The 11887-nt window shown below is 71.5% G+C and carries 11 protein-coding genes; 7 read left to right on the top strand and 4 right to left on the bottom strand.

The window, feature by feature from the left end; translation table 11 throughout:
• Positions 1–118: 118 nt before the first annotated feature.
• Positions 119–1462 (bottom strand): cellulose binding domain-containing protein, encoded by a 1344-nt coding sequence (locus RIN75_RS40915; RefSeq protein ID WP_309117500.1) that lies wholly within the window; start codon positions 1460–1462, stop codon positions 119–121.
• Between the two features lie 206 nt (positions 1463–1668).
• On the opposite strand from RIN75_RS40915, the gene RIN75_RS40910 reads away from it, so the two are divergent.
• Positions 1669–2679 carry a methionine synthase gene (locus RIN75_RS40910; RefSeq protein ID WP_309117499.1) on the top strand — a complete coding sequence of 337 codons (1011 nt, stop codon included), beginning with the start codon at positions 1669–1671 and terminating at the stop codon, positions 2677–2679.
• Between the two features lie 85 nt (positions 2680–2764).
• The gene (locus RIN75_RS40905; RefSeq protein ID WP_309117498.1) at positions 2765–4603 is read left to right on the top strand and encodes a glycoside hydrolase family 9 protein; all 1839 of its coding nucleotides are present in this window, start codon (positions 2765–2767) and stop codon (positions 4601–4603) included.
• Here RIN75_RS40905 and RIN75_RS40900 read toward each other — a convergent pair.
• Both RIN75_RS40900 and RIN75_RS40895 read right to left on the bottom strand, forming a co-directional pair.
• Entirely contained in the window at positions 4600–5103 is a 504-nt protein-coding gene (locus tag RIN75_RS40900; RefSeq protein ID WP_309117497.1) for an N-acetyltransferase, read from the bottom strand. The two genes, RIN75_RS40905 and RIN75_RS40900, sit on opposite strands and share 4 nt — an antisense overlap.
• Positions 5104–5113: 10 nt before the next feature.
• Positions 5114–6019, bottom strand: coding sequence for a LysR family transcriptional regulator (locus RIN75_RS40895; RefSeq protein ID WP_309117496.1), 906 nt, complete (start codon positions 6017–6019; stop codon positions 5114–5116).
• Positions 6020–6091: 72 nt separating this feature from the next.
• On the opposite strand from RIN75_RS40895, the gene RIN75_RS40890 reads away from it, so the two are divergent.
• From RIN75_RS40890 to RIN75_RS40880, 3 genes are read left to right on the top strand one after another with little or no spacing between them, the layout of a single operon-like run.
• Complete coding sequence (locus RIN75_RS40890) at positions 6092–6721, top strand: succinate dehydrogenase cytochrome b subunit (RefSeq protein WP_309117495.1); 630 nt, start codon at positions 6092–6094, stop codon at positions 6719–6721.
• Between the two features lies 1 nt (position 6722).
• Positions 6723–8633 carry a fumarate reductase/succinate dehydrogenase flavoprotein subunit gene (locus RIN75_RS40885; RefSeq protein WP_309117494.1) on the top strand — a complete coding sequence of 637 codons (1911 nt, stop codon included), beginning with the start codon at positions 6723–6725 and terminating at the stop codon, positions 8631–8633.
• Positions 8630–9376: a succinate dehydrogenase/fumarate reductase iron-sulfur subunit gene (locus RIN75_RS40880; protein WP_309117493.1), complete on the top strand. Its 747-nt coding sequence runs from the start codon at positions 8630–8632 to the stop codon at positions 9374–9376. Before RIN75_RS40885 ends, RIN75_RS40880 begins: the two co-directional genes overlap by 4 nt.
• Here the strand turns inward: RIN75_RS40880 and RIN75_RS40875 are convergent.
• Entirely contained in the window at positions 9352–10203 is an 852-nt protein-coding gene (locus RIN75_RS40875; protein ID WP_309117492.1) for a putative sulfate exporter family transporter, read from the bottom strand. The genes RIN75_RS40880 and RIN75_RS40875 overlap by 25 nt on opposite strands.
• Before the next feature lie 11 nt (positions 10204–10214).
• On the opposite strand from RIN75_RS40875, the gene RIN75_RS40870 reads away from it, so the two are divergent.
• Together RIN75_RS40870 and RIN75_RS40865 are read left to right on the top strand one after the other, a co-directional pair.
• Positions 10215–11099, top strand: a complete 885-nt coding sequence (locus tag RIN75_RS40870) for a LysR substrate-binding domain-containing protein (RefSeq protein ID WP_309117491.1) — start codon at positions 10215–10217, stop codon at positions 11097–11099.
• 95 nt (positions 11100–11194) lie between these two features.
• The gene (locus tag RIN75_RS40865) at positions 11195–11863 is read left to right on the top strand and encodes a hypothetical protein (RefSeq protein WP_309117490.1); all 669 of its coding nucleotides are present in this window, start codon (positions 11195–11197) and stop codon (positions 11861–11863) included.
• Positions 11864–11887: the final 24 nt, after the last annotated feature.

Below are 11887 nucleotides of genomic sequence, written 5' to 3'. Positions count from 1 at the left end.
GGGGGCGGCGGGGCGGGGCGCCCCCCCCCGGGGGGGGGGCCCCCCCCGGCCCCCGGGGGGGCCCGGGGGGGGGGGGGGGCCCCCCCCGCCCCCCCCCCCCCCCCGACCCGAGGGGCCGCTACGCGGTGAACCCCTTGAACAGGGTGGTGAACTCGTACCGCGACTGGGAGATGCTGCTGCACGTCGGCGAGATGCCGCCGCCGGGGCAGGACCCGTTGTCGCGGCCCACCGACCAGAAGCCGAGCAGCCCGATCCGGTTGGTGTTCGCCCAGGCCACCAGCTTGCGGGCGTGGTCCTGGGTGAAGACCTTGCCGTTGAAGTTGCGGCCGATCATCGGGGTCACGCCGAGCAGCCGCTTGAGTCCCGCGTCCGACTTGCCGGGCCAGATCTGCTTCATCTGCCGCAGGGTGCTCTCCGCCGCCGCGATCACCGCGTCGCCCCAGTCCGGTTTGGACGTGCCGAACTCCATGGTCATCGGGTTGACCAGCACGGTCAGGCCCTTGGCGGCGGCGTTCTGCAGGACCTGCACCGAGTACGGGTCCATGCCGTAGTCGTCGCCCTGGACGCGCATGGTGTAGCTGATGGACGTGCCGCGCTCGGTCTGGAGGCGCTTGAGGGCGGTGTTGACCATGTCGTGCGGGATGGTCGCCTCGACGTCCACGTCCAGGTGGTTGCTGCCGACCGCGTCGAGCACCTTCTTGTACGCGCCGAGCAGGGCGTCGGCGGTGGAGCAGGTGTACTCCAGGTACGGGCCGGCCGCGCCGCCGGTCGCCACGATCACGTCACCGCCGAGCGCCTTCAAAGCGCGGACGTCGTTGATGATCCGGCTGTCGTTCAACGGGATCGTGCCGCCCCACGACGGGTTGCAGCCCGAGCTGTCGGCCAGCGCGAAGGCCAGCGTGAACACCTTCTGCCCGGTCGCGCGCGCCACCGACTCCAGCGACGGGGTGGGCATCGTGATGTCGATGTACGGGGCCGACTTGATGCTCCCCGGCGGGGGAGTGGTGGTGGTCGTGGTCGTCGTGGAAGTGGAAGTCGTGGTGGTGGTCGTGGTGGTGGTGCCGCCGGTGCACGGTTGGCCGTTGAGCTTGCAGTTGGTCGGCAGGCCGGTGCCGTTGACCAGGAAGCCGAACGACGTGGACGCGCCCGCCGCGACGTTGCCGTTGTACTCGCGGTTGGTGAAGGTGTGGTGGTTGCCGCTGCCGGCCAGGGTCGCGTCCCAGTAGGAACCGGGCGTGCTGCCGGCGGGCAGGTCGAACTCCAGCTTCCAGCCGGTCAACGCGGTGCTGCCCGCGGTGATCGTGTACTTGCCCTGGTAGCCCGAACCCCACGCGGAGTCCTGGGTGAACACGGCGGTCGGGGTCGGGGCGGCGCCCGCCGGGGCGGCCAGGAGCAGACCGGCGGTGACGGCCGCGGCGACGCCCGCCGCGAGTGCGGCGAAACCTGTGCGCTTGTTCGACATCGAACTGACTCCCGTGGCAGGGGGACGGGGTGGAGGTGGTGTGGGAGCGCGGGGCGCGGCACGCCCCCACACCACGTCGTGTGCGGTGCCGATCGCAACGCTCAGCACCGACACAGTGACCGTAAGTGGACTGGACCACCGCGTCAATGGGTCTAGACCTTTTCGGTCCAGACCGGGTCGGCACCGGGGATGGGAGACTGTGCGGCGTGGAACACGCACCCTGGCCCGAAGGCAGCGCAACCGGCATCGGCTCCCTGCCCGGGACGGACCCGCTGGAAGCCGCGCGGGTCGTGCTCGGCGAGCTGCCCACCCTTCCCCACCTGCCGGAACTGCCCGCGCGCGGGGTCGGGGCGGACATCATCGGCCGCACCGCCGCGCTGCTGGTCGACCTGCCGATCGAGGTCGTGACCTCCGGCTACCGGACCGCGTCGCACGTCGGCAAGGACCACCGCCGCGCGGTGGACCTGCTGCGCCGCGACCTCGACGCGTTCGAGGAGGCGGCGGACGGCCTGACCCCGTCGGTGGTCAAGGTGCAGGCGGCGGGGCCGTGGACGCTGACTGCGGGCATCGAGCTGATGCGCGGCCACCGCGTGCTGACCGACAAGGGCGCGCTGCGCGAGTTCACCGAGTCGCTGACCGAGGGGCTGGCCCGGCACGTCGCCGAGGTGGGCAAGCGGACCGGCGCGAAGGTCGTCGTGCAGCTGGACGAGCCCACGCTGCCCGCCGTGCTGCGCGGCCTGCTGCCGACGCCTTCCAAGCTGGGCACGGTGGCCCCCGTCCCCGAACCCGACGCCCGAGCCGTGCTGCAGACCGTGATCGAGGGCGTCGACGCGGACGTGGTCGTGCACTGCTGCGCACCCCGCCCGCCGCTGACCCTGTTGCGCGAGGCCGGCGCGAAGGCGATCGCGTTCGACGTGACCGCGTTGGACGAGGGTCTGTGGGACGAGGTCGGCGAGGCCTGGGAGGAGCGCACGACCCTGTTCCTCGGCGTCGTGCCGAGCACCGACCCCGGTCGTCCGCTCAAGCTGCGCGAGGCGGCCAAGCCCGCGCTGGACCTGGTGGACCGCCTCGGTTTCCCGCGCTCGATCCTCGCCGCGCACGCCGTGCCGACGCCGACGTGCGGGCTGGCCGGGGCGACCGCGTCCTGGGTCCGCCGGGCGCTGGCGCTGACCCGCGACCTGGGCAAGGCGTTCGTGGAACCGCCCGAGGGCTGGTGATCGGTCCGGCCGGCGGCTACCCTTCCCCACCAATTAGGGAAGTTTCTTTACTAAGGCCACCGCCGCCGGCCGGAGCGGAGGTTCCATGCGGTTCCCACGGTGGGCGTTGGCGCTCGCCCTCGTCGGATCGGTGTCGACGGCACTGCCCGCGCAGGCGGCACCGGGCGGGCACGTGCGGCTGGACCAGGTCGGCTACGGGACGGCGGAGAGCAAGCAGGCGCACCTGCTCGCGAAGGCGCCCGTGACCGGCAAGTTCTCGGTGATCGACGGCAAGGGCCGGACGGTGCTGACCGGCCGGATCGGCGCGTCCCGGGGCGGGTGGAGCGACGCCTTCACCGCCGTCCACCCGCTCGACTTCACCGCGCTGACCAGGCCCGGCACTTACCGGATCAAGGCAGCCGGCACCACCTCGCCGCCCTTCAAGATCGGCGGCGACCTGTTCTCGTCGGCCACCGACCGCACGGTGGAGTTCTTCCAGGCCCAACGCGACGGCCGGGACGTCATCCCGGGTCGGTTGAACCGCAAGCCCGCCCACCTCACCGACCGCACCGCGACCGTGTACGACACCCCCGTCTTCAGCGGCGACGGCGGCGACGAGCTGGCCGAGCCGCTGAAACCGTTGGGGCACACGGTGGACGTCGAGGGCGGCTGGTTCGACGCGGGCGACTTCGTGAAGTTCACCCACGCCACGGCCTACTCGACCGCGTCCATGCTCTTCGCCCAACGCGCCGAGCCGAAGGACACGCTGCTCGCCGAGGCGGAGTTCGGCCTGCGGTGGCTGGACAAGGTCTGGGACGCCGAAGCCGGTGTCCTGCACGCCCAGGTCGGCATCGGCACGGGCAGCGAGAAGCACGGCTTCCTCGGCGACCACGACGTGTGGCGACTGCCCGAGGACGACGACAAGCTCGACGTGGCGCCGGGCGACGAGAAGTACTTCATCAAGCACCGCCCGGTGTTCCGCGCGAACGAGCCCGGCGAGCGGATCAGCCCCAACCTCGTTGGTCGGGTGACAGCGTCCTTCGCCCTCGCCGCCCAACTCGAACGCGACCCGCGCAAGGCCCGCTGGTACCTGGACCAGGCGGCAACCCTGTTCGCCCGGGCCAAGACGACGGACGTGGGCGAGCTGGTCACCGCGTTCCCGCACGCCTATTACCCGGAGGACTCCTGGGCTGACGACATGGAGTTCGGCGCGACCCAACTGGCCTTGGCCGGCAAGGCCCTGCGCGATCCGCGCGCGCAGCAGTGGGCACGGGCGGCGACCCACTGGGCGGCGGTCTACCTGGCGAGCGGCGACACCGACACCCTGAACGTCTACAACACCAGTGCGTTGGCCCACTACGACCTGGCGAAGCTGCTCAAGGCGGGCATCCCGGGCGCGGAGGTGACCGAGGCCCAAGTCGTGGGGGATCTGCATCGCCGGCTCCAGTCCGGTGTGGACAGTGCGGCGGCCAGCCCGTTCCGCACGGCGGCGAGCGTGACCGAGTTCGACGTGGCCACCCGGAGCTTCGGCCACGCCACCACGGCCCGCCTCTACCGGGCGCTCACGGGTGACCGGTCGTTCGACGCTTTCGGGGTGCAGCAGCGGAACTTCACCCTGGGCGCGAACGCCTGGGGCACCACCCTGGTCATCGGGGTGGGGACGAAGTTCCCGGAGTGCCCGCACCACCAGGCGGCGAACCTGTCCGGGGACCCGGACGGGGGTCGGCGGGTGCTGGCCGGCGGGGTGGTCAACGGGCCGAACGCGAGGTCGCTGTTCGACGGTCTGGGCGAGATGCCGGCCGGGGCGATCCCCTGCGCCAAGCCCTACACGATGGAGTTCGACTCGGCCACGTCGAGGTTCGTCGACGAGCTGACCTCGTGGCCCAGCTCCGAACCGGCGATCGACTTCACCGCGACCGCCGTCCTGGCCTTCACCCTGTCCTAGAGGCGGTTGAACGGCTCGGCGTAGTGGAACGGGCCCCGTACTTCCGGGCGGTAGGCGTGCAGCGCGCGGACCTGGAAGTACTGGGCCCACTCCGGGTCCGGCGGCACGACGCCCAGTTCGTCGGCGGGCCGGAAGCCGAAGCGGGAGTAGTACGCCGGGTCGCCCAGCAGCGCCACCAGGGGCTCGTCGAGCGCGTCGGCCGCGCCCAACACGGTGTGCATCAGGGCCTTGCCCACCCCGCGCCGCTGGAAGTCGGGCCGGACGCTCAGCGGACCCAGGCCCAGCGCGGGCGTGGTGTCGACACGGCCTCGGGTGCACACCACGTGGCCGACGACCTCGCCGTCCACCTCCGCCACCAGCGACAGCGCCGGAAGCCGGCCTTCGTCCTCGCGCAGGGCTCCCACCAGCCACACCTCGCCACCGGGGCGTTCCGCGAAGGCCGCTTCGGTGACGGCGGCGATCGCCTCGACGTCGGCCGCGGTTTCCCGTCGGATGATCATGCGCCCGACACTACCGCTCCACCAGGTGAACCCCGGCGGGCATTTCCGCGCCCCTGAGAAAACTGAGAAGCACGTTCTGAAACGCCCGCGCGGCAGACGTGGGGGCGACGTCCGCCCGGTGCGCCAGGCCCACCGTCCGGGACGTGCCCGGGGTGAGGGGCGTGCCGTGCAGGGACCGCGTCGCCAGCACGGTGCTCGGCACGATCGCCACGCCCAGCCCGACCTCGACGAACCGCAGCACCGCGTCCATCTCGCCGCCCTCCACCGCGAACGTGGGCTCGAAACCCGCGCCCCGGCACGCGGCCAGGGTGGTTTCCCGCAGGTCGTAGCCGGGCCGGAACATCACCAGCGGGTGCGAGCGCAGGTCCAGCAGCGACATGCGGTCCACGCCCAGCGGCTCGGCCGAGGCGACCACCAACTCCTCCCGCAGCACGGGCACCACGGTCAACGCCCGGTGCGCGTCCACGGGCGAGACGATGACCAGCGCCAGGTCCAGCGACCCCGCCTCCAGCGCCTGCACGAGGTCCCGCGACCCGCCCTCGGTCACCGACACGTGGATGCCGGGGTAGGCGTCGTGGTACCGCTTGATCACGTCGGCGAAGATGCTGCCGCACAGGCTCGGCGTCGCGCCCACCCGGACCCGGCCGCGCCGCAGCCCCACCAGTTCGGCGACCTCCAGCCGGGCGGTGTCCACGTCGGACAGGATGCGGCTCGCCACCGGCAGCAGGGCCTCGCCGGCCGGGGTCAGGGTGATGTTGCCGCGCGCCCGGCTGAACAGCTCCGCCCCGAGTTCCTTCTCCAGCGCGTGGATCTGCTTGGACAGTGAGGGCTGTGCCACACGCACCTCCTCGGCGGCCCGCGTGAAGTGCCGCGTCCGGGCCACTGCCAGGAAGTACACGAGCTGCTGAAGCGTCATAGCCCCAGGCTATCGTCAGCCAGCTCACGATGTATTGGACGACTTGTCGGGCCCGTTCCTAGCGTCGTCCCCGTGGACACGATCCGGCTCTACCGCAGCACGATCGGCAAGAAGGCCGTCATGGCGGTCACCGGCGCGGTGATGTTCCTCTACGTCGTCGTGCACATGCTCGGCAACCTGTCGATCTTCGCCGGCCCCGGCGCGCTCGACGCCTACGGCAAGTTCCTGCGCGACATCAACGTCGTGTGGCCGACCCGGTTCGGCCTGCTCATCGCGGTGGTCCTGCACTTCATCGCGGCCTACCAGCTCACCGCGAAGGCCCGGAAGGCCCGTGGCCGGTACGAGCACCGGCGGCCGGTGCAGGGCTCCTACGCGGCCCGCACGATGCGCTGGGGCGGCGTGGTCATCGGCCTGTTCGTGGTCTACCACCTGCTGGACCTGACCGCCGGCGTGCTCAACCCGCACGGGGTGCACGGCGAGATCCACGCCAACGTCGTCGCCGACTTCCAGCACTGGTACGTGGTGCTGGCCTACGCGGTCGCGGTCGTCGCGCTGGGCTTCCACATCCGGCACGGCGTGTGGAGCGCGACCCGCACGCTCGGCGTCGTCACCTCGCAGACCATCGGACTCGCCGTCGCGGTCGTCATCTGCGCCGGCTTCCTCTCCGTCCCCTTCGCCGTCTTCACCGGATTGGTGAGCTGACATGAGCTTCCACACCGAGGGCCCGCCGATCGCCGACCAGCGCGTCCCGGCCGGCCCGATCGAGACCCGCTGGGACCGCCGCCGCTTCTCCGCGCGCCTGGTCAACCCGGCCAACCGCCGCAACCGCACGGTCATCGTGGTCGGCACCGGCCTGGCCGGCGGGTCGGCCGCCGCGACCCTGGGCGAACTCGGCTACCGGGTGAAGTCCTTCTGCTACCAGGACTCCCCGCGCCGCGCGCACAGCATCGCCGCGCAGGGCGGCATCAACGCGGCCAAGAACTACCGCAACGACGGCGATTCCGTGCACCGGCTGTTCTACGACACGGTGAAGGGCGGCGACTTCCGCTCCCGCGAGTCCAACGTGCACCGGTTGGCGCAGATCAGCGTGGAGATCATCGACCAGTGCGTGGCGCAGGGCGTGCCGTTCGCCCGCGAGTACGGCGGCCTGCTGGACACGAGGTCTTTCGGCGGCGCGCAGGTTTCCCGCACGTTCTACGCCCGGGGGCAGACCGGGCAGCAACTCCTCCTGGGCGCCTACCAGGCCTTGGAGCGCCAGATCAACGCCGGTCGCGTCGAGATGCACGCGCGCCACGAGATGCTCGACCTGGTCGTGGTCGACGGCCGGGCGCGCGGCATCGTCGTGCGGGACCTGGTGTCCGGCGAGATCTCCACCCACTTCGCCGACGCCGTCGTGCTGGCCACCGGCGGGTACGGCAACGTGTTCCACCTGTCCACCAACGCCAAGGGCTGCAACACCACCGCGATCTGGCGGGCGCACCGCCGGGGCGCGCTGTTCGCCAACCCGTGCTTCACCCAGATCCACCCGACGTGCATCCCGATCAGCGGCGACCACCAGTCGAAGCTGACCCTGATGAGCGAGTCGCTGCGCAACGACGGCCGCGTGTGGGTACCGAAGAACCCGCACGACACGCGCAAGTCCAACGACATCCCCGAAGCCGAGCGCGACTACTTCCTCGAACGCATGTACCCGAGCTTCGGCAACCTGGTGCCGCGCGACATCGCGTCCCGGGCGGCGAAGAACATCTCCGACGAGAAGCGCGGCGTCTACCTCGACTTCGCGGACGCCTTGAAGCGCCTCGGCCCCCTCGCGGTGGAGGAGCGCTACGGGAACCTCTTCGAGATGTACCAGCGCATCACGGGCGACGACCCGTACAAGGTGCCGATGCGCATCTACCCGGCTGTCCACTACACGATGGGTGGACTTTGGGTGGACTACGACCTCCGCTCGAACATTCCCGGTCTGTACGTGATCGGTGAGGCGAACTTCTCCGACCACGGCGCGAACCGGCTGGGCGCGAGCGCGTTGATGCAGGGCCTGGCGGACGGGTACTTCGTGCTGCCCGGCGTGATCGGCGACTACCTGGCGGACGGGCCGTTCGAGGACTTGGACGACGCGCACCCCGCCGTCGCCGACACGGTGTCCGAGGTGCGCGGCCGGATCAAGACGTTGTTGGCGGTGGACGGCGACCGGACCGTGGAGTCGTTCCACCGCGAGCTGGGCCGGCTGATGTGGGACGAGTGCGGCATGGAGCGCAACGAGGCCGGGCTGCGCAAGGCGTTGGAGCGGATTCCCGAGCTGCGTGAGGAGTTCTGGCAGCGGGTGAAGGTGCCCGGGTCGGGGGCGGAGCTGAACCAGCAGCTGGAGAAGGCGGGCCGGGTGGCGGACTTCTTCGAGCTGGCCGAGTTGATGTGCGTGGACGCCCTGCACCGCGAGGAGTCGTGCGGCGGCCACTTCCGGTCCGAGAGCCAGACTCCGGACGGGGAGGCCCTGCGCGACGACGCCCGCTTCTCCTACGTCGCCGCGTGGGAGTTCACCGGCGAGAAACCCGTGCTGCACAAGGAAGAGCTGGTGTTCGAACACGTCCAGCCGACGACCCGGAGCTACGCGTGAAACTGACCTTGCGGATCTGGCGGCAGCACGGCTCGTCCGGGCGGCTCGTCGAGTACGTCATGGACGACCTGTCGCCGGACATGTCGTTCCTGGAAGCGCTGGACGTGCTCAACGAGAAGCTCATCCTCGCGGGTGAGGAGCCGGTGGCGTTCGACCACGACTGCCGTGAGGGCATCTGCGGCATGTGCGGGGTGATGATCAACGGTGTGGCGCACGGGCCGCAGAAGGCGACCACGGCGTGCCAGTTGCACTTGAGGCACTTCAAGGACGGTGACGTGCTCACGGTGGAGCCGTGGCGGGCGGACCCGTTCCCCGTGGTGCGGGACCTGGTGGTGGACCGGTCGGCGTTCGACCGGATCATCGCCGCCGGCGGGTACGTCAGCGTGCCGACCGGCAGCGCGCCCGACGCCCACGCCCTGCCCGTGCCCAAGCCGGACGCGGACACGGCGTTCGAGGCGGCGGCGTGCATCGGGTGCGGCGCGTGCGTGGCGGCGTGCCCCAACGGGTCGGCGATGCTGTTCACCGCCGCCAAGGCCACCCACCTGGGCGTCCTGCCGCAGGGGCAGCCCGAGCGGTACCAGCGGGCGCGGAACATGGTCGCCGAGCACGACGCCCTGGGGTTCGGCGGCTGCACCAACACCGGGGAGTGCACTTCGGTGTGCCCCAAGGGCATCCCCCTGACCACCATCGCGCGGCTGAACGCGGACCTGTTGAAGGCTCACACCACCCGGAGCGACAGGTAGGCCACCGAGCACACCAGGAGCGTCGCCAGCAACCCGAGCAGCATGGCCCGCGGTCCGGTCGCGAGCAGTCGCCGCGGCCGGACCGCCGTACCCAGCCCGAACATGGCGGCGGCGAACAGCACCGTGGTCAGGGTCTTGGTGACGCTGAGCACGTCCTCCGGGATGAACCCGGTGGACCGCAGGACCACCATCCCCAGGAACCCGACCAGGAACAACGGCACCAGCGGCGTGTCCCGCTGCCGACCCACCAGCGCCGCGACGGGGGCCAGCAGCGCCACCCGGCTCAGCTTGACCGCCATCGCGGTGGCCGCACCCGCCGCCGGCGCGGCCACCGCGACCTGCGCCACCTCGTGCACGCTCAACCCGATCCACTCCGGCGACGCCCCGAGCAGCGGCAGGGCGATCATGGTCAGCGTCCCGTAGAGCGTCACCAGGGCGACGCTGGTGGCCACGTGGTCCTCGTCCTTGTCGGAGGCCACGGCCGCGATCGCCGACGCGCCGCAGATCGAGAACCCGCTGGCCATCAGCACGGTCAGCTCACGCGGTACTCGCAAACGTTTGCCCAGCCAGAGCGTGCCGGTGAACGTGACCGCGACGGTGAGGACGGCGGCGACCAGGATGCCCGGCCCCAGTTCGACGAGTTGCGGCAGCGACAACTGCAAGCCCAGGAGCACGACACCGGCCCGCAGCAGGCGCCGGGTCACGGCGGCGAGCGGCGGCAGGTGTCCACCCAGGACGACCCCCAGGACCAACGCGCAGATCAGCACGTTCATCAGGTTGCGGGTGTTCTGCGGATCGCGGTAGCCGGCAACCGGCGATGAAGTCATACCCTGGAGCTATGACCGACCTGGAGTCGCTGCGGCTGTTGGTGCTGGTCGGCGAGCTGGGCAGCCTGGGCCGGGCGGCCCGCGAGCTGGGCATCGCGCAGCCGTCCGCGAGCAAGCGCCTGGCCACGCTGGAACGCGGCCTCGGCCTGGCCCTGGTCGACCGGGGCCGCCGGGGTTCCGCGCTCACCCCGGCGGGCGTGGTCGTCACCGAACGCGCCCGCGTGGTGCTGGACGAACTGGACCGGCTGACCGAGAGCGCCCGCGCGCTGCGGTCGGCGCAGCAGGCGGAGCTGCGGGTCGCGGCGAGCATGACCGTGGCCGAGCACCTCGCGCCGGGCTGGATCGGTGAGCTGCGCCGCACCCGTCCCGAGCTGCACGTGGGCCTGCGCGTGACCAATTCGGAGACTGTCGGCCGCCTGGTCCGGGAGGGTTCGGTGGACCTCGGTTTCGTGGAGACCCCCGGACCGCTCGACGGCCTGTCCACCCGCAAGGTCGCCGTGGACCGCCTGGCCGTGGTCGTCCCTCCGGGCCACCGCTGGGTCCGCCGCCGCCCGACCACCCGCGACCTGGCCGCCACCCCGCTGGTCGTGCGCGAACGCGGCTCCGGCACCCGCGACACCCTGGACCGCGCCCTCCCCAACGCCTGCCCACCCGCTCTCGAACTCGGCTCCACCACGGCGGTTCGCGGGGCAGTCGTCGCAGGTGTCGCGCCAGCCGTTCTGAGCGTGCTGGCCGTGGCTTTGGACCTGGCCGACGGGCGGCTCGTGGAGGTGCCGGTCGAAGGCCTGGACCTGCGGCGCGTGTTGCGAGCCGTCTGGCCGGCCGGGCGCAGGCTCGTAGGACCTGCCGCAGAACTCCTCGCCGTCGCAGTGCGCCGTAGTTCAATGGGTGCATGAGCTGGTTCAGTGTTGGATTGCGCCGCCTCCGGCGTCGCGGCGAGGCCGCCGGGGGAGTCGGCTTGTCGCGTCGCCTGTCCCCCCGATCGAAAAGCATGATCGGCGGGAAAGGCGACGCGACAAGCCGACGCGGCCTCGCGAGCCCCGAGCCCACGCCCGCCCCGCGCCACCTGCCCAACCCGGAGGAAGCGGCGGCGGAGTTCTGGCGGCGGTGGTTCGAGCTGCTGCCGGAGGTCAACGCGGCCCTGGGCGAGCGCGAGCCGCACCGGCTGGAGAACGAGCTGTGCGACCTGGTCGCCGGCATCCACCCCGACCTGCACTTCTCCCTGGACCGGGGACAGCAGGCGATCTACTCGCTGGTGATCAGCGGCCAGGAGGACCCGCGGCTGCGGCCCTACACCGACGCCTGGAAGGCGGCCGCGCCGGCGGACGACATGATCTGGGAGTTCCACGACTCCGTGCCGCCCGTGCCCGACCCGACCGAGGTGACGGTGAACCTGGGCGCTCGCCGGGTGCCGCTGGCCGACGTGCGGGTCGTGGCGCAGGTCGGCGAGGGCTTGGTGGACGTCGCCGTGTACCACCCGGAGTTCGCGGCGCTGTCGGAGGAGCAGCGGCGGACGATGACGTTCCTTTCCCTGGACGTCACCCTGGGTGAGCGTCTGGCGGGGGAGCGCCTGGGCCGCGTGGAGACCGCGGTGGCGGAACCGGCGAGCACCATCGGCCTGCTGGAGCTGCGCGATCTGGTCCGGTCCCTGGTGGACTGAAATTGTCGTACCCGCTGGTTAACA

It is taken from the genome of Saccharothrix sp. (genome assembly GCF_031180885.1).
GTDB lineage: Bacteria > Actinomycetota > Actinomycetes > Mycobacteriales > Pseudonocardiaceae > Actinosynnema.
Note: the sequence above shows the minus strand (reverse complement) of the source record. Positions and strands in the feature narration are given on the sequence as shown.

What these genes read in the sequence shown, in the direction of transcription:
- RIN75_RS40915 (WP_309117500.1), bottom strand. Translation starts at nt 1,462, where the DNA reads ATGTCGAACAAGCGCACAGGTTTCGCCGCACTCGCGGCGGGCGTCGCC.
- RIN75_RS40905 (WP_309117498.1), top strand. Translation starts at nt 2,765, where the DNA reads ATGCGGTTCCCACGGTGGGCGTTGGCGCTCGCCCTCGTCGGATCGGTG.
- RIN75_RS40900 (WP_309117497.1), bottom strand. Translation starts at nt 5,103, where the DNA reads ATGATCATCCGACGGGAAACCGCGGCCGACGTCGAGGCGATCGCCGCC.
- RIN75_RS40895 (WP_309117496.1), bottom strand. Translation starts at nt 6,019, where the DNA reads ATGACGCTTCAGCAGCTCGTGTACTTCCTGGCAGTGGCCCGGACGCGG.
- RIN75_RS40885 (WP_309117494.1), top strand. Translation starts at nt 6,723, where the DNA reads ATGAGCTTCCACACCGAGGGCCCGCCGATCGCCGACCAGCGCGTCCCG.
- RIN75_RS40875 (WP_309117492.1), bottom strand. Translation starts at nt 10,203, where the DNA reads ATGACTTCATCGCCGGTTGCCGGCTACCGCGATCCGCAGAACACCCGC.
- RIN75_RS40870 (WP_309117491.1), top strand. Translation starts at nt 10,215, where the DNA reads ATGACCGACCTGGAGTCGCTGCGGCTGTTGGTGCTGGTCGGCGAGCTG.
- RIN75_RS40865 (WP_309117490.1), top strand. Translation starts at nt 11,195, where the DNA reads ATGATCGGCGGGAAAGGCGACGCGACAAGCCGACGCGGCCTCGCGAGC.